The sequence below is a fragment of the Kocuria rosea genome (genome assembly GCF_023715525.1).
In the GTDB taxonomy this organism is placed as follows: Bacteria; Actinomycetota; Actinomycetes; order Actinomycetales; family Micrococcaceae; genus Kocuria; species Kocuria rosea_A.
In genome coordinates this window covers 98,294-124,604 of sequence record NZ_JAMBOG010000007.1, presented here as the reverse complement: position 1 = coordinate 124,604, position 26,311 = coordinate 98,294, and the positions used below count along the sequence as shown (strand labels likewise).

Annotated in this window: 29 protein-coding genes and 1 pseudogene; all 30 read right to left on the bottom strand. The window is 70.1% G+C overall.

Annotation, left to right across the window (positions count from 1 at the left end; genetic code table 11):
* Positions 1-26 precede the first annotated feature (26 nt).
* A complete protein-coding gene (gene rplE, locus M3185_RS07100; RefSeq protein WP_251332963.1) occupies positions 27-596 on the bottom strand; it encodes a 50S ribosomal protein L5 in 570 nt (189 codons plus the stop codon).
* Entirely contained in the window at positions 596-940 is a 345-nt protein-coding gene (rplX, locus tag M3185_RS07095) for a 50S ribosomal protein L24 (RefSeq protein ID WP_251332962.1), read from the bottom strand. The genes rplE and rplX overlap by 1 nt, the downstream gene beginning before the upstream one ends.
* A gap of 2 nt (positions 941-942) precedes the next feature.
* Positions 943-1,311 carry a 50S ribosomal protein L14 gene (gene rplN / locus M3185_RS07090; protein WP_017833306.1) on the bottom strand — a complete coding sequence of 123 codons (369 nt, stop codon included), beginning with the start codon at positions 1,309-1,311 and terminating at the stop codon, positions 943-945.
* Between the two features lie 375 nt (positions 1,312-1,686).
* Positions 1,687-1,977, bottom strand: coding sequence for a 30S ribosomal protein S17 (rpsQ, locus tag M3185_RS07085; protein WP_308222179.1), 291 nt, complete (start codon positions 1,975-1,977; stop codon positions 1,687-1,689).
* Positions 1,974-2,249: a 50S ribosomal protein L29 gene (gene rpmC, locus M3185_RS17120; protein WP_285859579.1), complete on the bottom strand. Its 276-nt coding sequence runs from the start codon at positions 2,247-2,249 to the stop codon at positions 1,974-1,976. Before rpmC ends, rpsQ begins: the two co-directional genes overlap by 4 nt.
* A 2-nt stretch (positions 2,250-2,251) precedes the next feature.
* Positions 2,252-2,668: a 50S ribosomal protein L16 gene (gene rplP / locus M3185_RS07075; protein WP_058859358.1), complete on the bottom strand. Its 417-nt coding sequence runs from the start codon at positions 2,666-2,668 to the stop codon at positions 2,252-2,254.
* Complete coding sequence (gene rpsC / locus M3185_RS07070; RefSeq protein ID WP_251332961.1) at positions 2,669-3,517, bottom strand: 30S ribosomal protein S3; 849 nt, start codon at positions 3,515-3,517, stop codon at positions 2,669-2,671.
* Positions 3,518-3,883 (bottom strand): 50S ribosomal protein L22, encoded by a 366-nt coding sequence (rplV, locus tag M3185_RS07065; RefSeq protein WP_251332960.1) that lies wholly within the window; start codon positions 3,881-3,883, stop codon positions 3,518-3,520.
* Between the two features lie 53 nt (positions 3,884-3,936).
* Complete coding sequence (gene rpsS / locus M3185_RS07060; RefSeq protein WP_017833300.1) at positions 3,937-4,218, bottom strand: 30S ribosomal protein S19; 282 nt, start codon at positions 4,216-4,218, stop codon at positions 3,937-3,939.
* A 12-nt stretch (positions 4,219-4,230) separates the two neighbouring features.
* Positions 4,231-5,070, bottom strand: coding sequence for a 50S ribosomal protein L2 (gene rplB / locus M3185_RS07055; RefSeq protein ID WP_251332959.1), 840 nt, complete (start codon positions 5,068-5,070; stop codon positions 4,231-4,233).
* Between the two features lie 31 nt (positions 5,071-5,101).
* The gene (gene rplW, locus M3185_RS07050; protein ID WP_251332958.1) at positions 5,102-5,407 is read right to left on the bottom strand and encodes a 50S ribosomal protein L23; all 306 of its coding nucleotides are present in this window, start codon (positions 5,405-5,407) and stop codon (positions 5,102-5,104) included.
* Positions 5,404-6,027, bottom strand: coding sequence for a 50S ribosomal protein L4 (rplD, locus tag M3185_RS07045; RefSeq protein WP_251332957.1), 624 nt, complete (start codon positions 6,025-6,027; stop codon positions 5,404-5,406). Before rplD ends, rplW begins: the two co-directional genes overlap by 4 nt.
* Positions 6,028-6,031: 4 nt before the next feature.
* The gene (rplC, locus tag M3185_RS07040) at positions 6,032-6,688 is read right to left on the bottom strand and encodes a 50S ribosomal protein L3 (RefSeq protein ID WP_251332956.1); all 657 of its coding nucleotides are present in this window, start codon (positions 6,686-6,688) and stop codon (positions 6,032-6,034) included.
* Between the two features lie 16 nt (positions 6,689-6,704).
* Positions 6,705-7,013 carry a 30S ribosomal protein S10 gene (gene rpsJ / locus M3185_RS07035; protein WP_003803825.1) on the bottom strand — a complete coding sequence of 103 codons (309 nt, stop codon included), beginning with the start codon at positions 7,011-7,013 and terminating at the stop codon, positions 6,705-6,707.
* Between the two features lie 529 nt (positions 7,014-7,542).
* Entirely contained in the window at positions 7,543-8,733 is a 1,191-nt protein-coding gene (gene tuf / locus M3185_RS07030) for an elongation factor Tu (protein WP_251332955.1), read from the bottom strand.
* A gap of 160 nt (positions 8,734-8,893) precedes the next feature.
* On the bottom strand, positions 8,894-11,008 hold the full coding sequence (gene fusA / locus M3185_RS07025; protein ID WP_251332954.1) for an elongation factor G: 2,115 nt from the start codon (positions 11,006-11,008) through the stop codon (positions 8,894-8,896).
* A 70-nt stretch (positions 11,009-11,078) separates the two neighbouring features.
* A complete protein-coding gene (gene rpsG / locus M3185_RS07020; protein WP_047803917.1) occupies positions 11,079-11,549 on the bottom strand; it encodes a 30S ribosomal protein S7 in 471 nt (156 codons plus the stop codon).
* Complete coding sequence (gene rpsL / locus M3185_RS07015; protein WP_062734959.1) at positions 11,549-11,923, bottom strand: 30S ribosomal protein S12; 375 nt, start codon at positions 11,921-11,923, stop codon at positions 11,549-11,551. Before rpsL ends, rpsG begins: the two co-directional genes overlap by 1 nt.
* 333 nt (positions 11,924-12,256) lie before the next feature.
* Complete coding sequence (locus M3185_RS07010; protein WP_251333013.1) at positions 12,257-13,069, bottom strand: IclR family transcriptional regulator domain-containing protein; 813 nt, start codon at positions 13,067-13,069, stop codon at positions 12,257-12,259.
* 21 nt (positions 13,070-13,090) lie between these two features.
* A pseudogene (locus M3185_RS07005) lies at positions 13,091-13,774 on the bottom strand (3-oxoacid CoA-transferase subunit B); the annotation flags it as partial.
* Positions 13,775-13,776: 2 nt separating this feature from the next.
* Positions 13,777-14,469 (bottom strand): 3-oxoacid CoA-transferase subunit A, encoded by a 693-nt coding sequence (locus M3185_RS07000; RefSeq protein ID WP_251332953.1) that lies wholly within the window; start codon positions 14,467-14,469, stop codon positions 13,777-13,779.
* Between the two features lie 79 nt (positions 14,470-14,548).
* Entirely contained in the window at positions 14,549-15,742 is a 1,194-nt protein-coding gene (locus M3185_RS06995; RefSeq protein ID WP_251332952.1) for a thiolase family protein, read from the bottom strand.
* Positions 15,743-15,773: 31 nt separating this feature from the next.
* Entirely contained in the window at positions 15,774-16,208 is a 435-nt protein-coding gene (gene pcaC, locus M3185_RS06990; protein WP_251332951.1) for a 4-carboxymuconolactone decarboxylase, read from the bottom strand.
* Complete coding sequence (locus M3185_RS06985) at positions 16,205-17,041, bottom strand: alpha/beta fold hydrolase (RefSeq protein WP_251332950.1); 837 nt, start codon at positions 17,039-17,041, stop codon at positions 16,205-16,207. The genes pcaC and M3185_RS06985 overlap by 4 nt, the downstream gene beginning before the upstream one ends.
* The gene (locus tag M3185_RS06980; protein WP_251332949.1) at positions 17,038-18,480 is read right to left on the bottom strand and encodes a lyase family protein; all 1,443 of its coding nucleotides are present in this window, start codon (positions 18,478-18,480) and stop codon (positions 17,038-17,040) included. The genes M3185_RS06985 and M3185_RS06980 overlap by 4 nt, the downstream gene beginning before the upstream one ends.
* A gap of 130 nt (positions 18,481-18,610) precedes the next feature.
* Positions 18,611-19,195, bottom strand: a complete 585-nt coding sequence (gene pcaG / locus M3185_RS06975) for a protocatechuate 3,4-dioxygenase subunit alpha (RefSeq protein WP_251332948.1) — start codon at positions 19,193-19,195, stop codon at positions 18,611-18,613.
* Entirely contained in the window at positions 19,188-20,015 is an 828-nt protein-coding gene (pcaH, locus tag M3185_RS06970; RefSeq protein WP_251332947.1) for a protocatechuate 3,4-dioxygenase subunit beta, read from the bottom strand. The genes pcaG and pcaH overlap by 8 nt, the downstream gene beginning before the upstream one ends.
* 190 nt (positions 20,016-20,205) lie before the next feature.
* Positions 20,206-21,402 carry a 4-hydroxybenzoate 3-monooxygenase gene (locus M3185_RS06965; protein WP_251332946.1) on the bottom strand — a complete coding sequence of 399 codons (1,197 nt, stop codon included), beginning with the start codon at positions 21,400-21,402 and terminating at the stop codon, positions 20,206-20,208.
* A 112-nt stretch (positions 21,403-21,514) separates the two neighbouring features.
* Positions 21,515-22,279, bottom strand: a complete 765-nt coding sequence (locus M3185_RS06960; RefSeq protein WP_251332945.1) for an IclR family transcriptional regulator — start codon at positions 22,277-22,279, stop codon at positions 21,515-21,517.
* Between the two features lie 134 nt (positions 22,280-22,413).
* Complete coding sequence (locus M3185_RS06955; RefSeq protein WP_251332944.1) at positions 22,414-26,304, bottom strand: DNA-directed RNA polymerase subunit beta'; 3,891 nt, start codon at positions 26,302-26,304, stop codon at positions 22,414-22,416.
* Positions 26,305-26,311: the final 7 nt, after the last annotated feature.

Here is a 26,311-nt window from a genome sequence, read left to right as displayed (position 1 = left end):
CGGTGCGGACCTGGAACGTAGCAGGATTAGTTGGTCTTGAAGGGGAACCCGAGCGCCTTCAGCAGCGCACGGCCCTCGTCGTCGGTCTTCGCGGTGGTGACCACCGTGATGTCCATGCCGCGGACGCGGTCGATCCGGTCCTGGTCGATCTCGTGGAACATGGACTGCTCGGTGAGGCCGAAGGTGTAGTTGCCGTTGCCGTCGAACTGGCGGTCGGACAGACCGCGGAAGTCGCGGATGCGCGGCAGGGCCAGGGTCACCAGGCGGTCGAGGAACTCCCACATGCGGTCGCCGCGCAGCGTGGTGTGCGCGCCGATCGGCATGCCCTCGCGCAGCTTGAACTGCGCGATGGACTTCTTGGCCCGGGTCACGAGCGGCTTCTGGCCGGTGATCGCGGTGAGGTCGCGCACGGCGCCGTCGATGAGCTTGGAGTCCTTGGCGGCGTCACCGACACCCATGTTCACGACGACCTTGACGACGCGCGGGATCTCCATGACGTTGGCGTAGGAGAACTGCTCCTGCAGCGCGGGAACGACGGTCTCCTGGTACTTGGCCTTGAAGCGCGGGGACACGCTGATCTCGGTGGTTTCGCTCATCACAGGTCCTTGCCGGTGCTCTTGGAGACGCGGACGCGGACGGTCTTCTGGCGCCCGTCGCGCTCCACGGTCTCGGTGCGGTAGCCGACGCGGGTCGGCTTCTTGGTCTCCGGGTCCACGAGCGCCACGTTGGACACGTGGATCGGGGCCTCGACCTTCTCGATGCCGCCGGCCTCGCCCTGCATGGAGGCCTTGCGGTGGCGGGTCACGACGTTGATGCCCTCGACGAGCACGCGGGACGTCTCCGGGAACACGCGCAGGACCTTGCCCTGCTTGCCCTTGTTGTCCTTGCTGCCCGAGATGACCTGCACCAGGTCACCGGTCTTGATCTTGAACTTCGCCATGGTCAGAGCACCTCCGGAGCCAGCGAGATGATCTTCATGAACTTCTTGTCGCGCAGCTCGCGGCCCACGGGGCCGAAGATGCGAGTGCCACGGGGGTCCCCGTCGTTCTTCAGGATCACTGCGGCGTTCTCGTCGAACTTGATGTAGGAGCCGTCCGGACGACGGCGCTCCTTCTTGGTACGGACGATGACGGCCTTGACCACGTCGCCCTTCTTGACGTTCCCGCCCGGGATCGCGTCCTTGACGGTGGCGACGATGATGTCGCCGATGCCTGCGTAGCGACGTCCGGATCCACCGAGAACGCGGATGGTCAGGATTTCCTTCGCACCCGTGTTGTCGGCGACCTTCAGTCGCGACTCCTGCTGAATCACTGATTACTCCTGTCGTCACGCCGGTTCCAACACCGATCGAGAGCACGGTGCGGGCCTTGCGGAACAGCTTGTCGGATGATGTGCCCTCCCCCGGCGTCGCACGCCGGACCGGGCCCAGCCCTCCATGCCAGGAGCATCTGAACCCGCCACCAGGTGGCACGGGGGCGCCCTGCACGCGGTCATTATGCGCTGGCACGAAGAGCTGTGGGTCGTACGGGCAGACGAATTGGCCCATACAAGCTCACCAGCCTAGCACAGACCGGAGGGCCTGTGCGCGGCCGGCAACGGACGACGGCCCGCCCCTCGGAGGAGGAGCGGGCCGTCGTGCCGGGGCGGTTCCAGCGGGGCCGGAGCCGCCTGCTTGTCCTGCTTGGCCTACTTGGCCTTCTCGATGATCTCCACGATCCGCCACCGCTTGGTGGCGGACAGCGGACGGGTCTCGGAGATCAGGACGAGGTCGCCGACGCCGGCCGTGTTGGCCTCGTCGTGGGCCTTGACCTTCGACGAGCGGCGGATGACCTTGCCGTACAGGGCGTGCTTGACGTTGTCCTGCAGCTGGACGACGACGGTCTTGTCCATCTTGTCGGAGACCACGTAGCCGCGGCGGGTCTTGCGGTCACCGCGCTCGGCGGCCTGCTCGGCGCCGGTGTTGATCTGCTCGGTCACTTGGCGTCCTCCTCGGAGGTGTTCTCGGCGGTCGTCTCGGCGGACTCGGCCTGGGGCCGGATGCCGAGCTCGCGCTCGCGCAGCACCGTGTAGATGCGGGCGATGTCGCGCTTGACGGCCTTGAGGCGGCCGTTGTTCTCGAGCTGACCGGTTGCGGACTGGAAGCGGAGGTTGAACAGCTCCTCCTTGGCCTTGCGCAGCGCCTCACCCAGAGAGTCGTTGTCGAGGGCCGCGAGGTTCTCGATGTTCAGATCCTTGGATCCAACAGCCATTCTCATTCACCACCTTCGCGACGCACGATACGTGCCTTCATCGGGAGCTTGTGGATCGCCAGGCGCAGGGCCTCGCGTGCGACCTCTTCGGAGACACCGGAGAGCTCGAACATCACGCGGCCGGGCTTGACGTTGGCGACCCACCATTCGGGCGAGCCCTTACCGGAACCCATGCGGGTCTCGGCGGGCTTCTTGGTCAGGGGACGGTCCGGGTAGATGTTGATCCAGACCTTGCCGCCACGCTTGATGTGGCGGGTCATGGCGATACGGGCGGCCTCGATCTGACGGTTCGTCACGTAGGCCGGCGTGAGCGCCTGGATGCCCCACTCGCCGAAGGCGACGGTGGTGCCGCCCTTGGCAGCACCGGACCGCTTGGGGTGGTGCTGCTTGCGGTACTTCACACGACGTGGGATGAGCATTTACTTACCACCCTCTGCGTTGGTCGCCTCGGCGGCCGGGGCCTGCGAGGCGGTGGCGTCGGGACGCTCACGGCGCCCGCCACGGTCGTTACGGTCGGTGCGACGGCGCTCACCGGCGCCGCCGCGGCGCTCCCCGGGGCCGCCGCGGCGGTCGCGGTCGCCGCCGCGGCCACGGGACGGGGCGGCGGCCTGCTGGGCCGCCAGTTCCTTCGAGGTGAGGTCGCCCTTGTAGATCCAGACCTTCACGCCGATGCGGCCGAAGGTGGTCTTGGCCTCGAAGAACCCGTAGTCGATGTTCGCGCGCAGGGTGTGCAGGGGCACACGGCCTTCGCGGTAGAACTCCGAGCGGCTCATCTCGGCCCCGCCGAGGCGGCCGGAGCACTGGATCCGGATGCCCTTGGCGCCGGCGCGCTGCGCCGACTGGATGGCCTTCTTCATGGCGCGGCGGAACGCCACGCGGGAGGCGAGCTGCTCGGCGACACCCTGCGCGACCAGCTGGGCGTCGATCTCGGGGTTCTTGACCTCGAGGATGTTCAGCTGGATCTGCTTGCCGGTGAGCTTCTCGAGCTCGCCGCGGATGCGGTCGGCCTCGGCGCCGCGGCGGCCGATGACGATGCCCGGGCGGGCGGTGTGGATGTCCACCCGCACGCGGTCACGGGTGCGCTCGATCTCGACCTTGGAGATGCCGGCGCGCTCCATGCCCGTGGACATGAGCTGGCGGATCTTCACGTCCTCGCGGACGTAGTCCTTGTAGCGCTGGCCCTCCTTGGTGGAGTCCGCGTACCAGTGCGACACGTGGTCGGTGGTGATGCCCAGCCGGAACCCGTGCGGGTTGATCTTCTGTCCCACTTAGCGGACCTCCTCGATCTCCGGGGTCGCCACGATCACGGTGATGTGGCTCGTGCGCTTGTTGATGCGGAAGGCGCGCCCCTGGGCACGCGGCTGGAACCGCTTCATGGTCGGGCCCTCGTCGACGAAGGCCTCGCTCACGAAGAGCTCCTCCTCCTTGAACGGCCGGCCGTCACGGTCCGCCAGCTGCCGCGCGTTGGCGACGGCCGACTGGAGGACCTTGAACACCGGCTCCGAAGCGCCCTGGGGGGCGAACTTCAGAATCGCCAGAGCCTCATTCGCCTGTTGGCCACGAATCAGGTTGACGACGCGCCGGGCCTTCATAGGCGTCACGCGGATGTAGCGCGCAGATGCCTTGGCTTCCATTGCTTTCCTTCTCTCGTCTTCTCGAAGTGCTCACGCTGCGCGATCCGTGAGGATCAGCGGCGCTTGCCCTTCTTGTCGTCCTTCACATGGCCGCGGAAGGTCCGCGTGGGAGCGAACTCGCCGAGCTTGTGCCCGACCATCGACTCGGTGATGAACACGGGGATGTGCTTGCGTCCGTCGTGCACGGCGATCGTGTGCCCGAGCATGTCGGGGACGATCATCGAGCGGCGGGACCACGTCTTGATGACGTTCTTGGTGCCCTTGTCGTTCTCCTTGGCGACCTTCAGGAAAAGGTGCTGATCGACGAAAGGGCCCTTCTTCAGGCTGCGTGGCATGTGTCAGGCTCCTTAGCGCTTGTTCTTGCCGGTACGACGACGGCGGACGATGAGCTTGTCGCTCTCCTTGTTGGGGCGACGGGTGCGGCCCTCGGGCTTGCCGTTGGGGTTGACCGGGTGGCGGCCACCGGAGGTCTTGCCCTCACCACCACCGTGCGGGTGGTCGACCGGGTTCATGACCACACCACGGACGGTCGGGCGGATGCCCTTCCAGCGGTTGCGGCCGGCCTTGCCCCAGTTGATGTTCGACTGCTCGGCGTTGCCGACCTCGCCGACGGTCGCGCGGCAGCGCACGTCGACGTTGCGGATCTCGCCGGAGGGCAGACGGAGCTGGCCGTACTTGCCCTCCTTCGCGACGAGCTGCACGGACGCGCCGGCCGAGCGGGCCAGCTTGGCGCCGCCGCCCGGGCGCAGCTCGACGGCGTGGATCACGGTGCCGACGGGGATGTTGCGCAGCGGCAGGTTGTTGCCGGGCTTGATGTCGGCACCGGGGCCGGACTCGACGATGTCGCCCTGGGACAGCTTGTTCGGCGCGACGATGTAGCGCTTGGAGCCGTCCACGTAGTGCAGCAGCGCGATGCGCGCGGTGCGGTTCGGGTCGTACTCGATGTGCGCGACCTTGGCGTCGACGCCGTCCTTGTCGTGGCGACGGAAGTCGATGACGCGGTACTGGCGCTTGTGCCCGCCGCCCTTGTGCCGGGTGGTGATGCGGCCGGCGTTGTTGCGCCCGCCCTTCTTGGGCAGCGGCCGGACCAGCGACTTCTCGGGGGTCGTGCGCGTGATTTCTGCGAAGTCGGCAACGGACGAGCCGCGACGGCCCGGGGTTGTCGGCTTGTGCTTGCGGATAGCCATGGTGTCAGTTCCTCGTTAAAGTGGTCTCCGCTCAGGCGAGCGGACCGCCGAAGATGTCGATGGTGCCTTCCTTGAGGGTCACAACGGCACGCTTGGTGCCCTTGCGCTGACCCCAGCCGAAGCGCGTGCGCTTCCGCTTGCCGGCACGGTTGATGGTGTTCACGGACTCGACCTTGACGCCGAAGACCTGCTCGACGGCGTACTTGATCTCGGTCTTGTTCGCGTCGGTCGCCACGAAGAACGTGTAGCGACCCTCGTCGATGAGCCCGTAGGACTTCTCCGAGACGACGGGGGCGATGATGACGTCGCGGGGGTCCTTGATGCTGGTCGCGCTCACTTGGCGTCCTCCTGCTTCTTCTTGCTGGCCGCGGCCACGAAGGACTCGTAGGCGGCCCGGGTGAAGACCACGTCGTCGGAGACCAGCACGTCGTACGTGTTGAGCTGGTCCGCGTAGATGGTGTGGACGTCGGCCAGGTTGCGGATCGACAGGGCGGCCGCGTCGTCCGTGCGGGCCAGGACGACCAGCAGGTTCTTGCGGTCGGTCAGCCCGCGCAGCGTCGCCTGGGCGGCCTTCGTGTTCGGGACGGTGCCCTCGACGATGGACTCCACGACGTGGATGCGGTTGTTGCGCGCCCGGTCGGACAGGGCACCGCGCAGGGCGGCGGCCTTCATCTTCTTGGGGGTGCGCTGGCTGTAGTCGCGCGGGGTCGGGCCGTGCACGACGCCACCGCCGGTCATGTGCGGGGCGCGGATCGAGCCCTGGCGGGCGCGGCCGGTGCCCTTCTGCTTGAAGGGCTTGCGGCCGGCGCCGGAGACCTCGGCGCGGTTCTTGGTCTTGTGCGTGCCCTGGCGGGCCGCGGCCAGCTGAGCGACGACGACCTGGTGCAGCAGCGGCACGTTGGTCTGGACGTCGAAGATCTCGGCGGGCAGGTCGACGTTGACGGTCTGAGTTGCCATGGTGTCAGGCTCCCTTCACTGCGGTGCGGACGAGGACGACCGAACCCTTGGGGCCCGGCAGGGCGCCCTTGATGAGCAGCAGGGAGTTCTCGGCGTCCACGGCGTGAACGGTGAGGTTCTGGGTCGTGTGCCGCGCGTTGCCCATGCGGCCCGCCATGCGCATGCCCTTGAACACGCGAGCGGGGTAGGACGCGCCGCCGATGGATCCCGGCTTGCGGTGGTTCTTGTGGGCACCGTGGGAGGCGCCGACGCCGGAGAAGCCGTGACGCTTCATCACACCGGCCGTGCCCTTGCCCTTGGTGGTGCCGATGACGTCGACCTTCTGGCCGGCCTCGAAGAGCTCGACGGAGAGCTCCTGGCCGAGCTCGTACGACTCGGCGTCGGCCGTGCGCAGCTCGACGACGTGGCGGCGGGGGGTCACGCCGGCCTTCTCGAAGTGACCGGCCAGCGGCTTGGTCACCTTGCGGGGGTCGATCGCACCGTACCCGATCTGCACGGCCGAGTAGCCGTCACGGTCCTGGTTGCGCAGCTGGGTCACGACGTTGGAGTCCGCCTTGACGACGGTCACCGGCACGAACTTCCCGTTCTCGTCCCAGACCTGGGTCATGCCGAGCTTCGTGCCCAGCAGGCCCTTCACCTGGCGTTCGAAAGTGGTAGTCATTGGGATGCGATCCTCTTTACAGCTTGATTTCGATGTTCACGTCGGCCGGCAGGTCGAGCCGCATGAGCGAGTCGACGGCCTTCGGCGTGGGGTCGATGATGTCGATCAGCCGCTTGTGGGTGCGCATCTCGAAGTGCTCACGGCTGTCCTTGTACTTGTGCGGCGAGCGGATGACGCAGTACACGTTCTTCTCCGTCGGCAGCGGCACGGGGCCGACCACCGTGGCGCCTGCGCGCGTCACCGTCTCAACGATCTTCCGGGCCGAGACGTCGATGACCTCGTGGTCATAAGACTTCAGCCGGATGCGGATTTTCTGTCCCGCCATGGCGTCGTGACTCTCTTTCTTCAAGTACTTCCCTGTGACGGAGCTCGCGCTCCTTGTACATGGCGCCGAGGTGCGGGCGCCGCTCCACGCAGGCTGAATCCGGGGAACCCGGGTTCCTCACCCTGCTGGAGCACCGACCCCCGAACTCGGGCGTGTCGCCTCGTGCAGCACACGAGGGCGCACCGGATCCATCTGTCGGGGCGGGCTGTATGTGGTCCGTACGTGGCAGCGTCTCGGGCTGCTGGCCCTCGGTTCTGCTTCGGAGGCCCGTCCTGGGGACTCGCCGGTTCGAACCGCTGAGAGCACACGTCGGCGCTTGAACAACGTCGTCCATCCTGCCAGAGATCCCGGCCCGGTGCAAACGCACGCCTCCCCCGCCGGCGGCGGCAGCGGCGGGGCGCCGGCGCGCCGGGGCCGGCAGCCGCACGCACGGCCGGCGGCACGGGCCGTGCGGGTCCGGACGTGCGAGAACCCCCCGCCGCGCGAGGCGACGGGGGGTTCTGCCGATCGTCGGTGAGCCCGGGAGGACCTACTTGATGATCTTGGTCACGCGGCCGGAGCCGACGGTGCGACCGCCCTCGCGGATGGCGAAGCCGAGGCCCTCCTCCATCGCGATCGGCTGGATGAGCGCGACGGTCATCTCGGTGTTGTCACCGGGCATGACCATCTCGGTGCCCTCCGGCAGGGTGATGACGCCGGTGACGTCGGTGGTCCGGAAGTAGAACTGCGGACGGTAGTTCGAGTAGAACGGGTTGTGACGGCCGCCCTCCTCCTTGGAGAGGATGTAGACGTTCGCCTCGAAGTCGGTGTGCGGGGTGATGGAACCCGGCTTGCACACGACCTGACCGCGCTCGACGTCGTCACGCTTGAGACCGCGCAGCAGCAGGCCGCAGTTCTCGCCCGCCATGGCCTCGTCCATCTGCTTGTGGAACATCTCGATGCCGGTGACGGTGGTCTTCTGGACCGGGCGGATGCCGACGATCTCGACCTCGGAGTTGATCGGCAGGGTGCCGCGCTCGGCACGGCCGGTCACCACGGTGCCGCGACCGGTGATGGTGAAGACGTCCTCGATCGGCATGAGGAACGGCTTGTCCATCTCGCGGACGGGGTCCGGGACGGACTCGTCCACGGCGTCCATGAGCTCCTCGATCTTGGAGACCCACTCCGGGTCGCCCTCGAGGGCCTTGAGCGCGGAGACGCGCACGACCGGGGCGTCGTCACCGTCGAAGCCCTGGTCGGAGAGGAGCTCGCGCACCTCCATCTCGACGAGGTCCAGCAGCTCCTCGTCGTCGACCATGTCGGACTTGTTCAGGGCCACGAGCAGGTAGGGCACGCCCACCTGGCGGGCGAGCAGCACGTGCTCGCGGGTCTGGGCCATGGGGCCGTCGGTGGCCGCGACCACCAGGATGGCGCCGTCCATCTGCGCCGCACCGGTGATCATGTTCTTGACGTAGTCGGCGTGGCCCGGGGCGTCCACGTGGGCGTAGTGCCGCTTCTCCGTCTGGTACTCGATGTGCGCGATGTTGATGGTGATACCGCGCTGCTTCTCCTCCGGAGCGGAGTCGATGGCGCCGAAGTCGCGCTGCTCGTTGAGGTCCGGGTACTTGTCGTGCAGGACCTTGGAGATGGCAGCCGTGAGCGTCGTCTTGCCGTGGTCGACGTGGCCGATGGTGCCGATGTTGACGTGCGGCTTGGTGCGCTCGAACTTGGCCTTCGCCATGGTTGTTCCTCCTAGAACATGTGTGGAAACTTGCTCAGCATGTCCCCGCCGCGTGGGTTCCGGGGGGATCTGAGGCGATCAGCAGTACTGAAACCTCTGCAAGTCTACGTGGGCTGTGGTTGTTTGATGAAATTCCCGGCCGGAGCCGAGGGGTGGTGCCTTACTCGCCGCGGTTCTTCTGGACGATCTCCTCGGCGACGGCCTTGGGGACCTCCGAGTAGCTGTCGAACTGCATCGAGTACACGGCGCGGCCCTGGGTCTTGGAGCGCAGGTCGCCGATGTAGCCGAACATCTCGGACAGCGGCACGAGCGCCTTGACCAGCTTCACGCCGGTGACGTCCTCCATGGACTGGATCTGGCCGCGGCGGGAGTTCAGGTCGCCGATGACCTCGCCCATGTACTCCTCGGGGGTGCGCACCTCGACGGCCATCAGCGGCTCGAGCAGAACCGGCTGGGCCTTGCGGGCGCCCTCCTTGAAGACCATGGAGCCGGCGATCTTGAACGCCATCTCGGAGGAGTCGACGTCGTGGTAGGCGCCGTCGAGCAGCGTGGCCTTGACGCCCACGACCGGGTACCCGGCGAGGATGCCGAGACGCATCGCGTCCTGGATGCCGGCGTCCACGGAGGGGATGTACTCGCGCGGAACGCGGCCACCGGTGACCTTGTTGTCGAACTCGTAGAGCTCCTCGGCGTCCAGCGGGATCGGCTCGAAGGCCACCTGCACCTTGGCGAACTGGCCGGAGCCGCCGGTCTGCTTCTTGTGCGTGTAGTCGATCTTGTCGACGGCCTTCTTGATCGTCTCGCGGTAGGCCACCTGCGGCTTGCCGACGTTCGCCTCGACCTTGAACTCGCGCTTCATGCGGTCCACCAGGATGTCCAGGTGGAGCTCGCCCATGCCGCCGATCTCGGTCTGGCCGGTCTCCTCGTTGAGGGACACGGTGAACGTGGGGTCCTCGGCGGAGAGCTTCTGGATGGCGACGGACAGCTTCTCCTGGTCGCCCTTGGTCTTCGGCTCGATGGCCACGGAGATCACGGGGTCCGGGAAGGACATCGACTCGAGCACGATCGGGTTCTGCAGGTCGCACAGGGTGTCACCGGTGGTGGTGTCCTTGAGCCCGATCGCGGCGTAGATGTGACCGGCCTGGATCGTGTCGACCGGGTTCTCCTTGTTGGAGTGCATCTGGAACAGCTTGCCGATGCGCTCCTTCTTACCCTTGGTGGAGTTCAGCACCTGGTCGCCGTTGCCGGCCTTGCCGGAGTAGACGCGGATGTAGGTCAGCTGCCCGTAGAACGGGTGGGTGGCGACCTTGAACGCCAGGGCCGAGAACGGCGCGCTGGCGTCGACCGGACGGGTGAGGATCTCCTCCTCGTCGTTCAGGGCGTGGCCCTCGACGTTCGGGACGTCCAGCGGGGACGGCAGGAAGTCGATGACGGCGTCGAGCATCGGCTGCACACCGCGGTTCTTGAACGCGGAGCCGCACAGCACCGGGTAGGCCTGCGAGGAGATCGTGAGCTGGCGGATGCCGGCCTTGAGCTCCTCGACGGTGAGCTCCTCGCCGCCGAGGTACTTCTCCATGAGCTCGTCGGTGGACTCGGCCACCGTCTCGACCAGCTGGTTGCGGTACTCCTCGGCCTTCTCCTGGAGGTCGGCCGGGATCTCCTGGATCTCGTACTTGGCGCCCATGGAGACGTCGCCCTTGGCGTCGCCCGGCCACACGAAGGCCTTCATGGTCAGCAGGTCCACGACGCCGGTGAAGGCGGACTCGGAGCCGATCGGCAGCTGCATCACCAGCGGCTTGGCACCGAGGCGGTTGATGATGGTGTCGACGGTGAAGTAGAAGTCGGCGCCCAGCTTGTCCATCTTGTTGACGAAGCAGATGCGGGGGACGTCGTACTTGTCGGCCTGGCGCCAGACGGTCTCCGACTGGGGCTCGACGCCCTCCTTGCCGTCGAAGACCGCGACGGCGCCGTCGAGCACGCGCAGGGAGCGCTCGACCTCGACCGTGAAGTCCACGTGACCGGGGGTGTCGATGATGTTGATCTGGTTGTCGTGCCAGTAGCAGGTCGTCGCGGCCGACGTGATGGTGATGCCGCGCTCCTGCTCCTGCGCCATCCAGTCCATGGTGGAGGCACCATCGTGGGTCTCGCCGATCTTGTGGGAGATACCGGTGTAGAACAGGATGCGCTCGGTGGTGGTGGTCTTGCCGGCATCGATGTGGGCCATGATGCCGATGTTGCGGACCTTCTTGAGGTCGGTAAGCACGTCAAGTGCCACGGTGTTTCCCTTCAGGTGATGGTGCCGGCGGCCTGTCGGCCCGGGTGGGGCCGACAGGCCGAAGAAGATTCTACCAGCGGTAGTGAGCGAAGGCCTTGTTGGACTCCGCCATCTTGTGGGTGTCCTCGCGGCGCTTCACGGCGGCACCGAGACCGTTGGACGCGTCCAGGATCTCGTTCTGCAGACGCTCCGTCATGGTGTTCTCGCGGCGGAGCTTGGAGTAGCCGACCAGCCAGCGCAGGGACAGCGCCTGGGCACGGCCCGGCTTGACCTCGACGGGGACCTGGTAGGTCGCGCCGCCGACGCGGCGGGACTTGACCTCGAGGGCCGGCTTGACGTTCTCCAGGGCCTTCTTGAGCGTGGCCACCGGGTCGGCGCCGGTCTTGCCGCGCACGCCCTCGAGGGCGCCGTAGACGATGCGCTCGGCGGTGGACTTCTTGCCGTCCTGGAGGACCTTGTTGATCAGCTGCGTGACGACCGGGCTGCTGTAGACCGGGTCGACGACGAGCGGGCGCTTGGGAGCGGGACCCTTACGAGGCATTACTTCTTCTCCTTCTTGGCGCCGTAGCGGGAACGGGCCTGCTGGCGGCCCTTGACACCCTGGGTGTCGAGCGCGCCGCGGACGATCTTGTAGCGGACACCGGGGAGGTCCTTCACGCGACCGCCGCGGACGAGCACGATGGAGTGCTCCTGCAGGTTGTGGCCCTCACCGGGGATGTAGGCGGTGACCTCGATGCCGCCGTTGAGCTTCACGCGGGCGACCTTGCGCAGCGCGGAGTTCGGCTTCTTCGGGGTGGTGGTGTACACGCGGGTGCACACACCGCGCTTCATGGGGCTGCCCTTGAGCGCGGGAGCCTTGGTCTTGACGACCTTCGGGGTCCGGCCCTTGCGGACCAGCTGCTGGATTGTAGGCACAGTGTCTCCTGGTTGCGCGGGCCGCGGACGGCCCGCTGGGATGTTCCGCTCCCCCACCCTCCGGCCGGGGCCGGGAACGGGGCGGGGGCTGACGATAAGCCTGGCGGACGAGTACCACGGTCGCGGCGCCGGGAGCACCTGGGCAGACGAAAAGAATGGCATTCAGGCACACACCGCGTGCCAGAGGACCGAGTCCGTTCTGCCATTGATCTTCCCGGCCCCGTCGGCGTGTCGAGCGCCGACGCATGACCGTGCAATTCCTCGACAGCCTATCAGACCGCGGCCGGCCGGGAAAGCCGGGGCCGCCCCGCCGGTGCCCGGGCCGGCGGGGGGTCAGCGTCCGGTCGCGGCCAGGTCGGCGGAGATCCGCCCGGCGCACTCGAGCAGCGGGGGGACGACGTCGCGCACCGGGTCGCCGGCGCTGGCGCCGGGCATGCCCACGCGCATGGACACGTTCACGGCGGCGACGACCCGCCCCGCGCTGTCGGTCACGGGCGCGGCCGCCGAGCGCAGCCCGACCTCCAGCTCCTGGTCCACGATCGCCCAGCCCTGGGCGCGCACGCGCCGCAGGTCGGCCTCGAGGCGCTCCCGGTCCGTGAGCGTCAGCTCGGTGAAGGCCTCGAGGGTGGTCGTGCGGAAGTAGTGCTCCAGCTGCGCGGGCTCCAGCCCGGCGAGCAGGACGCGGCCCATCGACGTCGCGTGGGCGGGGAAGCGGGTGCCGACGGCGATGGCGACGGTCATGATCCGGTGCGTGGAGACGCGGGCCACGTAGACGATCTCGGAGCCGTCGAGCACGGACGCGGAGGTGGACTCCTGCAGCCGCTCGGAGAGCGCCTCGAGGTGGGGCGTGGCCAGCGCGGGTAGCGACAGCGAGGAGAGGTAGGAGTAGCCGAGCTGCAGCACCTTGGGGGTGAGCTCGAACAGCCGCCCGTCGGTGCGCACGAAGCCCAGCTCCTCGAGGGTGAGCAGGAACCGGCGCGCGGTGGCGCGGGTGAGGCCGGTGCGCCGGGCGACATCGCTGAGGCTCATGCGCGGGTGCTGGGCGTCGAACGCGGAGATTACCCCGAGCCCGCGGGCCAGGGACTGCACGAACTGTCCCGCCGGGCCCCGCTCCCCCTCGGGGGCGGTCGGGTCCTGCTCGGTCATGGGGATCTCCTCGGGGCCTGGGGCGGGCCGCAGCGGGATGCCGACGATCTGCTGGATCTGGGCGAAGCTCGTGCCGAAGGTCTCGCGCACCGCCACGCCGTCGGCCTCGATCAGGAACACGGCCTGGTCGGTGTAGACGCGCGAGACGCAGCCCACGCCCGTCAGGGGCATGGTGCACTGCGCCACGAGCTTGGACGCACCCTTCTTCGTCTGCAGGGTCATCATGACGAAGGTCTGCCTGGCGCCGGTGGCCAGGTCCATGGCCCCGCCCACCGCCGGGATGGCGTCGGGCTTACCGGTGTGCCAGTTGGCGAGGTTGCCCTGGGCGTCGACCTGGAACGCCCCGAGCACGCAGCAGTCCAGGTGGCCTCCGCGCATCATGGCGAACGAGTCCGCGTGGTGGAAGTAGGAGCAGCCCGGTGTCTCGACCACGGGGATCTTCCCGGCGTTGATCAAATCGGGGTCCACCGCCTCGCCGTGGGCCTCCGGGCCCATGCCGAGCATGCCGTTCTCGGTGTGCAGGGTGACGTCGTCCTCCGTAGAGAGGTAGTTCGACACCAGGGTCGGCTGGCCGATGCCCAGGTTGACGTAGGACCCGGCGGGGATGTCCCGGGCGACGAGGCGGGCGAGCTCCTCGGGGGTCAGCGGGGCCTCGGACGTCCTGGGCACGGTGCCGGTCTGCTCGGTGCCGGTCTGCTCGCTCATGATCACAGCTCCTCTCGGGGGTCGGCCTGGGCCTGGCCGTCGACCTGCACGACGGTGTCCACGTAGATGCCCGGCGTCACCACGGTCTCGGGGTCGATCCCGCCGCGGTCGACGATGCGGGCGACCTGGACGATGGACGTGGTGGCGGCGGCGGCCATGATGGGGCCGAAGTTGCGCGCGGTCTTGCGGTAGACGAGGTTGCCCGCCCGGTCCGCGACGTGGGCCTTGGTCAGGGAGAAGTCCGCCTTGATCGGGTGCTCCAGGACGTAGTGGCGGCCGTCGATCTCGCGCACCTCCTTGCCCTGCCCCAGCGGGGTGCCGTAGCCGGTGGGGGTGAAGAAGCCGCCGATCCCGGCCCCGGCCGCACGGATGCGCTCGGCGAGGTTGCCCTGGGGCACGACCTCGAGCTCGATCTGCCCCGCCCGGTACTTCGCGTCGAAGTGCCAGGAGTCGGACTGGCGGGGGAAGGAGCAGATGATCCTGGCCACCCGGCCGAGCTGGATCAGCTTGGCCAGGCCGACGTCGCCGTTGCCGGCGTTGTTGTTCACCACCGTCAGGCCGGTGGCGCCGGTCTCAATGAGCGCGTCGATGAGCTCCACGGGCTGCCCGGCCACGCCGAAGCCGCCGATCATGACGGTCGCGCCGTCGTGGATCGGCGCCACGGCTTGCGCGCAGCTGGCTGCGATGTTCAGCATGCGGGGTGCCTTCCTGGGGTGGTCTTCTCCGGGGTGGTCTTCTCCGGGGTGGTCCGGTGCGCGGGTTCCGTCACGGGGCTCACGCGTTCTGGTTCTCGAGCACGACGGCCAGGCCCTGGCCCACGCCGATGCAGATCGCCGCCACGCCCCAGCGGGCCCCCGAGGCGCGCAGGGACTTGGCCAGGGTGCCGAGGATGCGGGTGCCGGAAGCACCCAGCGGGTGGCCGATCGCGATCGCCCCGCCGTGCCGGTTGACGATGCCCGGGTCGATCCCCCAGGCATCCACGCAGGCCAGGGACTGGGCGGCGAAGGCCTCGTTGAGCTCCACGGCCGCGACGTCTCCCCACGTGATCCCGGCCCGTTGCAGCGCGAGGTTCGCGGCCGCCACCGGGGCGTAGCCGAAGTACTGGGGCTCGTTGGCGGCCGCACCCCGCCCGGCGATGCGGGCGATCGGCGTCAGCCCGGTGAGCTCGGCGGCCCGCGCCGAGCCCAGCAGCGCCGCCGAGGCGCCGTCGTTGAGCGGGGAGGCGTTGCCGGCGGTCACGGTGCCGCCCTGCTCCTGGGCGCGGAAGACGGTCTTGAGCCCGTTCAGCTTCTCGACCGTGGAGGAGGCGCGCACGGACTCGTCGCGGGTCAGCTCGGTGCCGGGCACCTGAACGGTGAGATCGTCGTAGAAGCCCGCCTCCCAGGCCTGCTGGGTGCGCTGGTGGGAGGTGAACGCGAACTCGTCCATCCGCTCGCGGGTGATCCCGTGGCGTTCGGCCAGCTGCTCGGTGGCCTCCCCCAGCGAGACCGTCCAGGCCGGGTTCATCCTCTTGTTGACCAGGCGCCAGCCCAGTGTGGTGGAGGCCAGGGCCATGTCCCCGGCCGGGTAGGGCCTCTCCGTCTTGGGCAGCACCCAGGGGGCCCGGCTCATGGACTCCACCCCGCCCACGAGCACCACCTCGGCCTCGCCGGCGTTGATCTGGCGGGAGGCGATGATCGCCGCGTCCAGGGAGGACCCGCACAGGCGGTTGACGGTGGTGCCGGGCAGCTGAACGGGCAGTCCCGCCAGCAGGGTGGCCATCCGGGCGACGTTGCGGTTCTCCTCCCCGGCGCCGTTGGCGTTGCCCAGCACCACCTCGTCGATCGCCGCCGGGTCCAGCCCCGGGGCGCGCCTCACCTGCTCGCCGACGACGAGGGCGGCCAGGTCGTCCGGGCGCACGCCCGCCAGCGCACCCCCGAACCGGCCGAACGGGGTGCGGACGGCGTCGTAGATGTAGGCCTCGGTCATGGTGCTCCTCGCTTGCGTCGGTGCTCGTCGGTCACGGGCGGGTGGGGTCCGCGGCGGCGCGCCCGCCCTCGGCGTCGAGGGCGTCGAGGACCTGCCGGGCGTGCTTGAAGGCGTTGTTGGCGGCGGGCACGGACAGGTAGATCGCCGACTGCAGCAGGATCTCCTTGATCTCGTCGCGCGTCAGGCCGTTGCGCAGCGCGGCGCGCACGTGCATCTCGAACTCCTCCCAGTGCCCGGCCGCGATCAGCGCCGTGAGGGTGATGGCGCTGCGCATCCGGCGGTCCAGGCCGGGGCGGGTCCAGATCTCGCCCCACGCGTAGCGGGAGATGAAGTCCTGGAACTCGGCGGTGAACTCGTCCTTGGTCGCCTCGGCGCGGTCCACGTGGGCGTCGGAGAGCACCTCGCGGCGCACCACCATGCCGTCGGCGTGGGCCTGCCGCTCGGTGCGGGAGGGGTTGCTGCTCATGCTCGTGCTCCTTCGGTGCCGCGGCAGAGGTGGGGGCTGAAGTGCTCGGCCAGCAGGCGGGCCACGTCCTGCGGGGCCTCGGCGGGGATCAGGTGCGCGGCGCCGGCGAGCACCACGGCGCGCCCGCCGGTGGCCTCGGCGACGCCGGCGACGGCCTCGGGCGGGGTCGCGACGTCGTGCGCGCCGGCCACGGTCAGGACCGGGGTGCGGACCCCGCCCAGACGCCCCCGCAGGTCGAACGCGCCGAGGGCCTCGCAGGCGCGGGCGTAGGAGAGCCGGTCGGCGTCCTGGAGGTCGTGGAGCAGTCCGGTGGTGGTGACGGCGTCCTGCTCGATGAAGCCGGGGGCGAACCAGCGCTGCGCGGAGCCGGTCACCTGGGTGGGCGTGCCGGCGGCGGCCACGAGCTGCGCGCGCTCGGCCCACGCGGCGGGCTCGCCCACCCGGGCGGCGGTCCCCAGTAGGACCGCGGCGTGCACGCGCTCCGGCGCGTCGAGCAGCAGCTGCTGGCCGACGCAGCCGCCGATGGAGTTGCCCGCGTAGCAGAACGGTCGTTCGACCGGCTCGCCGAGGGACCGGAGGTGGCCGTCGACGGCGGCGAGCACGCCCCGGGCGAGCTCGGCGATCGTGAACGGGTCGTCCGTCGGGGCGGAGCCGCCGTGGCCGGGCAGGTCCCAGCCGACGACGCGGAGGTCCCCGGCGAGCCGCCGCGCGACGCCGGACCAGAGGGAGGCCGCGGACGTGCCCAGCGACGGGCCGAGCACCACGAGGGGCGCCTGCGACGAGGGGGCGGGCCGGTCGGTGAACTCGACCAGGGCCAGGACGGGGACGGTCATGCGGGGTCTCCTGGAGTGGTCCGGGACGTGGACGGACGATCGTTCGCGCCGCGGCGGTGCCGCTCGAGCACCTGGTCGATGAGCAGGTCGTTGGCGCCGAGGTAGCCGGCGGGGTCGAGCAGCCCGGCCACGAAGGACTCGTCGACGGGGCGCCCGCCGGGCAGGGCGGCGCCCTCCGCGAGGCGCACGAGGGCCCGGGCCATGCCGGCCCGGTCGGTGGCGTGCTCCCGCACGACGGCCTGCACCCGCTGCTTGCCCGTGGCGCCGTCGGCGGTGGGCAGCAGGGGGGCGAGCGCCGCGCTGATCCGCTCGGCGAGGACGGCCGGGCCCGAGGCGTCGAGGTTGGCACGCATCCGGGCCGGGTCCACGACGAGGCCCCCGGTCAGCTCGGCCGCGTGCGACGAGGCCGCGACCGCCAGGCGCGCGAGCTCCCGCAGCGCGGGCCACTCGGTGTGCCAGGAGCCGTCGGGGCGCTCGTCGACGACGAGGGACGCGGCGACGTGGAGCTGGGCGGCGAGCTGGGGGGCGCTCAGGGCGGTGCGCTTGAGCAGCACCGACAGGACGGGGTTCTGCTTCTGGGGCATCGCGGAGGACACGCCGCGGCCCTCGGCCGCGGGCTCGCGCAGCTCCCCCAGCTCGGGGCGGCTGAGCAGCAGGACGTCGTTGGCGATCCGCCCCAGCGCCGAGCAGACGGCTGCGAGGGTGTCCCCGGCCCGCAGCACGGGCCAGCGGGCGGTGTGCCACACGTGCGGGGGCAGGTCGAGGCCGAGCTCCCCGGCCCAGCGCCGGGCCAGGTCGAGGGCGCGCACGTCGGCGTCGGGGGCGTCCGGGAACAGGGCGAGGCTCGCCGCGAGGGAGCCCGCGGCCCCGCCGTAGGAGACGGGTAGGCGGCGCAGCCGCCCGAGGTCCTCCTCGAGGTCCTGCAGGCCGGCGAGCCAGTGCGCGGCCTTGAGCCCGAAGGTGGTGGGCAGGGCGTGTTGGGTCAGGGTCCGGGCGGCCTGGACGGTGCCGCGGTGGGCGGCGGCGAGGCGGGCGAGGGACTCCTGGACGGCGGCCAGCTGCCGGGTGAGCGGCTCGGCGGCGCGGTGGACCAGCAGCATCAGGGCGGTGTCCATGACGTCCTGGCTGGTGAGGCCGCGGTGGACGAAGCGCACGGCGGCGGGGTCCAGCTGTCCCAGCCGGTGGCGGTAGTCGGCGAGCAGCGGGATCACGGGGTTGCCGCCGCCCTCGGCGCGCAGGGCCACGTCCGCGGCGTCGTAGTCGGCGGCGCGGGCGGCGGCCCGTGCGGAGGCGGCGGCGCCGGCGGGGGCGAGACCGGCCGAGGCCTGGGCGGCGACCCACGACGCCTCGGCGTCGAGCAGCGCCTGGAGCACCGCGGTGTCGTCCGTGTGCTCGGCGCCGCGGTGGGCCCCGGGGCTGAGCAGCCCGACGTCGCTCATGCGCGTCCTCCTGGGAAGTCGTCCGGACCGCGGTCCGGGTGGTCGTCGTGTGCCGGTCCGCGGACGCCGTCCGCGGCCGCACCGGGGGTGCAGGGGCCCCGGCCGTGCGGCCCGGGCCCCTGCACGGGCGTCACCGCTCGAGGTTGGGGTAGGTGAGGAAGACCGTCTCCCCCTCCCCCTGGAGCCGGATGTCGAAGCGCAGGGAGCCGTCGGCCTCGCGCTCGGCGATCAGCGTGCGCCGCCGCTGCTCCGGCAGGGAGCTCAGCAGCGGGTCGCTCGCCAGCGCCTCGGCGTCCTCGGGCAGGTACACGCGCGTGAACAGCCGGTTGGTCACCCCGCGGCCGAAGAGCGTCAGGGCGATGAAGGGGGCCTTGCCCGGCTCGGTGGGGCCCGGGTTCAGCGTGGTGAACGTGTAGTGCCCGGCGTTGTCCACGGCGGCGCGGCCGAAGCCGGTGAAGGTGTAGCCGTCGCGCACGAGGGAGCCGTCCGCGGTGGGGACGCCGCCCTGCTCGTCGGCCTGCCAGATCTCGAGCAGCGCGTCGGGGACGACGGCGCCGGCGCCGTCGGTGACCACGCCGTGCAGGCGCACCGCCCGCGGGTGCCCGAGCGGCACGAGCTGCTCGCCCTTCTCGTAGGGCAGCGCGTAGCCGAAGAAGGGGCCGACGGTCTGGCCGGGAGTGGCCACGAGCTTGGTGGTCGAGGAGTTCTCAGACATCGGAGTCGCCTTCCGTCCAGGTGCGGTGGGAGCCGCTGAGCACGATGTCCCAGCGGTAGCCGAGCAGCCACTCGTGCTCGGAGATCCCGTGGTCGTACGCGGCCACGAGCCGCTCGCGCGCCTTGGGATCGACGATGGACTGGTAGATCGGGTCCAGGGCGAACAGCGGGTCGGACGGGAAGTACATCTGGGTGATTATCCGCTGGGTGAAGTCCGTGCCGAACAGGGAGAAGTGCACGTGCGCGGGCCGCCAGGCGTTGTGGTGGTTCTTCCAGGGGTACGGGCCCGGCTTGATGGTGAGGAACTCGTACGAGCCGTCGTCACCGGTGAGGCACCGGCCCACGCCCGTGAAGTTCGGGTCGATCGGGGCCGGGTGCTGGTCCCGCTTGTGGATGTAGCGCCCGGCGGCGTTGGCCTGCCAGATCTCCACGAGCTGGTTGCGCACGGGCCGGCCGTCGCCGTCGAGGACGCGGCCGCGGATCTTGATCCGCTCGCCGATCGGCTCCCCGCCGGACTGGATGGTCAGGTCGGACTCGAGCGGGTGCACGTCCCGCTGCCCGAAGGCCGGGGCGTGGAGCTCGATGGTCTCCGGGTCCGCGTGGTGCGGGTCCTTGGTGGGGTGGCGCAGGATCGAGCTGCGGTACGGGGCGTAGTCCAGGCGCGGCTGCGTCTCGACGGCGCCCGAGGCCTCGTAGTCGGCGACGATCCCGGCCATCTCCCGGTCCAGGTCGGCCTGGGTCTCGGCGGCGTCGTCGGCCCCCTTGCTCCAGGCGACGGGCACGAAGGCGCTCTCGATGTCGCTCCGGTCTTCCTCTGCCATGGTCGGCTCCTCTGTTCTGCAGCAGTGGCGGGTGGGTCGTGGCGGGCGCGGCGGCCGGCCGGGGGTGCGCTGCGGGAGAACTCTCCGACCATAGCGCACCCGTACAGCATCCGTACAACTGTTCGCAGAGCGAACACCTGTGACGCAACACTGGGATCCGGGACGGCCGCCGGGGCGGCCGGGTGGTGGGTCAGTCGTCGGGCCAGCCCGTGTACGACTCGGCGAAGTAGGCGGAGCCGTGCTCGGAGGAGGTGATCGCGCGGAACTCGCCGAGCCGGCGCTTCTGGTTGAAGGGGTTCTCCCCCGGCTGGACGTGCATGAGGTTGGTGGCCCAGTAGGAGAAGTTCTGGGCCTTCCAGATCCGCTCCAGGGCCTTGGCCGAGTACCCGGCCAGACCGGACGCGTCCCCGTGCCGGAAGTGCTCGACCAGGGCCGGGGCCAGCACGCGGACGTCGCAGAACGCGAGGTTGAGGCCCTTCGCGCCCGTCGGGGGAACGGTGTGCCCGGCGTCGCCGACGAGGAACATGTTGCCGTGGCGCAGGGGCTCGCACACGTAGGAGCGGAACTTCAGCACCGTCTTGTCGAAGATCGGCCCGCGCTGCAGCTGCAGCCCGTCCGGCCCGTCGACGCGGCGCTGCAGCTCGGCCCAGATCCGCTCCTCGTCCCAGTCGTCGACGTTCTCCTCGGGGTCGCACTGGAAGTACATGCGCTGGACCGTCTCGCTGCGCGAGGAGATCAGGGCGAAGCCGTGCTCGGAGTTGGCGTAGATCAGCTCCGGGGCGCTCGGCGGGGCCTCGGCGAGGATGCCGAACCAGGCGAAGGGGTACTGGATGAAGTTGTCGGTGCGCTCCTCCTGGGGGATCGCCCGGCGGCAGATGCTCTGGGAGCCGTCGGCGCCCACGAGGATCTCGCACCGGACCTCGACCGGGGTGCCGTCGGCGTCGGTGAAGCGGATCTTCGGCCGGTCGGTGGCGAGGTCGGCGACCTCGGTGTCGGCGACCCCCCACCGGACGTCGCCGCCGTCGCGCTCCCGCGCGCCGGCGAGGTCCCAGAACACCTCGTTCTGGGGGTAGAGCCACACGGACTGGCCGACGAGCTTCTTGAAGTCGATGCGGTGGCTCCGTCCCTGGAAGCGCAGGACGGTGCCCTCGTGCTCGTGGCCCTCGGTGAGGACGCGCCCGTCGACGCCGGAGTCGGTGAGCATCCGCACCGTGCCCGACTCGAGGATGCCGGCCCGGTGGGTGTTGTGGATCGTGTCCTTGTCCCGCTTCTCGACGACGATGCTGTCGATCCCGGCGCGGCCGAGCAGGTGCGCGAGCATCAGGCCGGCGGGGCCGCCGCCGACGATGCCGACTTGGGTGGTGACAACGGTGCGCGATGCGCCCATGAGTGCTCCTGGTGATACGGCGATGGACCGTGTCCAGTGTCTCAGCGCCCTGTGGGCGGCACCACACTCGTCCCGTTCAACGGGATCGGGGTCGGTGCCGGGCCGCCCGGGCTCAGCGCCCGGTCTCGCGCAGCGTCCGGCGGATGCCGTGGGCGGCGGTGTGCAGGGCCTGGACGATGGCGCCCGCGCGGGCGGCGGGATCCCCGGCGCGGGTCACGACGCCGAGCCCGGCGACGACCTGGTCGCCGCGCCCGCGCACGGGGACCGCGATGCCGGTCGTGTCGGGCTCGAGGTAGCCGGTCTGCACGGCGTGGCCCTGGACCCGGATGCGCTCGAGGTCGGCGGCGAGCACCGCGGGGTCGGTGGGCGAGAGCCCGGTCACCGAGGAGAGCGGGGCCTCCAGGTAGGCCTGCTGGTGCTCCCGCGGGCCGTGGGCGAGCAGCACCAGCCCCGTGGCCGACAGGTGCAGGGGCAGCCGCCCCGCCACGGACGCCCGCACGGGCACGGCGCCGGGCTGCGAGAGCCGCTCGACGAGGAGCACCTCGCGGCCGTCGACGATGCCGAGCTGCACGTGCTGGCGCAGCGCGGCGTGGATGTCGCCCATGAACGGGCGGGCCGTGCGGGCGAGGTCGAGCTCCCGGGAGGAGCGGTTGGCCAGCTCCCACAGCCGGGTGCCCACCACGTAGTGGCCGCCCTCGACCCGCTCGAGCCAGCCCCGGCGGGCCATGTCGCGGGCCAGCCGGTGGGCCGTGGCGGTGGGCAGGCCGGTGAGGGCAGCGATCTGCCCGCCCGTGAGCCGGGAGTCCTCCGCGGTGAACGCCGCGAGGATCCGGTCCACCCGCTCGAGCACGGACTCCCCGGTGGGTGAGTTGGCCATGGTCCTCCGACCTCTCGTGGGGGCCGGGGGCCCGGTCGGGGCCGCCCGGCCCCCGGGACGGCGGCAGCCCCGTCCCGGACCGGGGTCCGGGGCGGGGCTGCCGTGGTGATCATGCGGTGATCACGACGCCGGCGTCAGTTCGAGCCGAAGTCGTAGTCCTCCAGCGGGATCGCCTGGAACTCGGCGGGCGCGTGCCCGGAGTTCTCCTCGGCGTAGCTGAAGTCCGAGAACGCGCCCGGCTCCGTGAACAGCGAGGCCTTCGCCTCGTCCGTGGGCTCCACGTCGATGTTGTTGTACCGCGCGAGCCCGGTGCCGGCCGGGATGAGCTTGCCGATGATGACGTTCTCCTTGAGCCCCACCAGCGGGTCGGACTTGCCCTCCATGGCGGCCTGCGTGAGCACGCGGGTCGTCTCCTGGAAGGACGCGGCCGACAGCCACGAGTCGGTGGCCAGGGAGGCCTTGGTGATGCCCATCAGCTCCGGACGGCCGGCGGCCGGGCGGCTGCCCTCGGCGACGGCCTTCCGGTTCGCCTCCAGGAAGCGCACGTTCTCGACGAGCTCGCCCGGCAGGAGGTCGGTCTCGCCGGACTCGATGATCGTCACGCGGCGCAGCATCTGCCGCACGATGACCTCGACGTGCTTGTCGTGGATGCCCACGCCCTGGGAGCGGTACACGCGTTGGACCTCGTCCACGAGGTGCTTCTGCGCCTGCCGCGGACCGCGGATGCGCAGCACCTCCTTGGGGTCGACCGCGCCGGAGACCAGCTGCTGGCCGACCTCCACGTGGTCGCCCTCGGCCACCAGCAGCTTCGCGCGGCGCAGCACCGGGTAGGCGATCGCCTCGTCCCCGTTGTCCGGGGTCACGACGAGCTTCAGCGCCTTCTCGGTGTCCTCGATGGTCACCCGGCCGGCGACCTCCGAGATCGGGGCGACGCCCTTCGGGGTGCGCGCCTCGAACAGCTCCTGGATACGGGGCAGACCCTGGGTGATGTCACCGTCCGAGGACGCGACACCACCGGTGTGGAAGGTGCGCATGGTCAGCTGGGTGCCGGGCTCACCGATCGACTGGGCCGCGATGATGCCCACGGCCTCCCCGATGTCCACCAGCTGGTTGGAGGCCAGCGAGCGGCCGTAGCACGACGCGCACACGCCGACCGCGGACTCGCAGGTCAGCACGGAGCGCACGCGCACCGTGTCGACGCCCGCGGTGAACAGGGCGTGGATCAGCGCGTCGGAGAGGTCGGCACCGGCCTCGGCCACGATCTCGCCGTTGGCGTCGGCCACGTCCACCGCGAGCACGCGCCCGTGCACCGTGTTCTCGATGTCCTCGTGCAGCGTGCGCGCCCCGGAGCCGGCCACGTCCGCGATCGGCAGGACCAGGCCGCGCTCGGTCATGCAGTCCGCCTCGCGCACGATGACGTCCTGCGAGACGTCCACGAGACGACGGGTGAGGTACCCGGAGTTCGCGGTGCGCAGCGCGGTGTCGGCCAGGCCCTTGCGGGCGCCGTGGGTCGCGATGAAGTACTCCAGCACCGACAGGCCCTCGCGGTAGGAGGACTTGATCGGGCGGGGCATGATCTCGCCCTTGGGGTTGGACACGAGCCCGCGGATGCCGGCGATCTGGCGGACCTGCATCCAGTTGCCCCGGGCCCCGGAGGACACCATGCGGTTGATGGTGTTCAGCGCGGTCATGTTGTCGCGCATCGCCTGGGCGACCTCGTCGGTGGCCTTCGTCCAGATGTCGATCAGCTCGGAGCGGCGCTCGTCGTCGTCGATCAGACCCCGGTCGTACTGGCCCTGGATCTTCGCGGCCTGCGCCTCGTAGCCCTCCATGATGGCGGGCTTCTCCGGCGGGGTCGCGATGTCAGAGATCGCCACGGTCACGCCCGAGCGGGCCGCCCAGTGGAACCCGGCGTCCTTGAGCTCGTCCAGCGTGTGCGCGACAGTCACCATCGGGTACCGCTCCGCGAGGTCGTTGACCAGCGCCGAGAGGTGCTTCTTGTCGGCGACGGCCTCGTCCCAGGGGTAGTCCTCGGGCAGGGTGTCGTTGAACAGCACGCGGCCCAGGGTGGTCTGCACGACCACCGGCCGGCCCGGCTCCCAGCCCTCAGGGGCCTCCCAGCCCTCGAACGGCACGAAGTCGTCCAGCTCGATCCGGCACAGCGCGTTGAGGTGCAGCTGCCCGGCGTCGTGCGCCATGATCGCCTCGGCCACCGAGGAGAACGACCGGCCCTCCCCGACCTCGCCCTCGCGGACGGTGGTCAGGTGGTACAGGCCGATGATCATGTCCTGCGAGGGCAGGGCGATCGGCTTGCCGTCCGAGGGCTTCAGGATGTTGTTCGAGGACAGCATCAGGATGCGCGCCTCGGCCTGGGCCTCCGGGGACAGGGGCAGGTGCACGGCCATCTGGTCGCCGTCGAAGTCGGCGTTGAACGCGCCGCACACGAGCGGGTGGAGCTGGATGGCCTTGCCCTCGACGAGCTGCGGCTCGAACGCCTGGATGCCCAGGCGGTGCAGGGTGGGGGCGCGGTTGAGCAGCACCGGGTGCTCGGTGATGACCTCCTCCAGCACGTCCCACACCTGCGGGCGGTAGCGCTCCACCATGCGCTTGGCCGACTTGATGTTCTGCGCGTGGTTGAGGTCCACCAGGCGCTTCATCACGAACGGCTTGAACAGCTCGAGGGCCATCTGCTTGGGCAGACCGCACTGGTGCAGCTTCAGCTGCGGGCCGACCACGATGACCGAACGGCCCGAGTAGTCGACGCGCTTGCCGAGCAGGTTCTGGCGGAACCGGCCCTGCTTGCCCTTGAGCATGTCGGACAGCGACTTCAGGGCGCGGTTGCCCGGGCCCGTGACCGGGCGGCCGCGGCGGCCGTTGTCGAACAGCGAGTCCACGGCCTCCTGGAGCATCCGCTTCTCGTTGTTGACGATGATCTCGGGGGCGCCGAGGTCCAGCAGCCGCTTGAGGCGGTTGTTGCGGTTGATCACGCGCCGGTAGAGGTCGTTGAGGTCCGAGGTGGCGAAGCGGCCGCCGTCGAGCTGGACCATCGGGCGCAGCTCCGGCGGGATCACCGGGACGGCGTCCAGGACCATGCCCAGCGGGGAGTTGTCCGTGGTGAGGAACGCGTTGACGACCTTGAGCCGCTTCAGGGCGCGGGTCTTGCGCTGGCCCTTGCCGGTGGCGATGGTCTCGCGCAGGGACTCGGCCTCGGCCTCGAGGTCGAAGGTCTCGAGGCGCTTCTTGATCGCCTCGGCGCCCATGGAGCCCTCGAAGTACATGCCGTAGCGGTCCACCATCTGGCGGTAGAGCGCCTCGTCGCCCTCGAGGTCGTTGACCTTGAGGTTCTTGAACCGGTCCCAGACCTGCTCGAGGCGGTCGATCTCCACGTTGGCGCGCTTGCGCACGTTCGCCATCTGGCGGTCGGCGGAGTCGCGGAGCTTGCGCTTCTCCGCGGCCTTGCCGCCCTCCTCCTCGACGCGGGAGAGCTCGGTCTCGAGGTCACGGGCGATCGCCGCGATGTCGGCGTCGCGGGTGGACTCCAGCTGCGCCTTCTCCCGGTCCACGGCGGCCTGCAGGTTCGGCAGGTCGTCGTGGCGGGCGGCCTCGTCCACCGACGTGATCATGTAGGCGGCGAAGTAGATGACCTTCTCCAGGTCCTTCGGCGCCAAGTCCAGCAGGTAGCCCAGCCGGGAGGGGACGCCCTTGAAGTACCAGATGTGGGTCACGGGGGCGGCGAGCTCGATGTGGCCCATCCGCTCGCGGCGCACCTTGGCGCGGGTCACCTCGACGCCGCAGCGCTCGCAGATGATGCCCTTGTAGCGCACGCGCTTGTACTTGCCGCAGTAGCACTCCCAGTCCCGGGTGGGGCCGAAGATCTTCTCGCAGAAGAGCCCGTCCTTCTCCGGCTTCAGGGTGCGGTAGTTGATGGTCTCCGGCTTCTTGACCTCGCCGTAGGACCAGGTCCGGATGTCCTCGGCGGTCGCAAGACCGATCCGCATGAGTCCGAGTGAAGATTCGTTGGACATGAGGGTC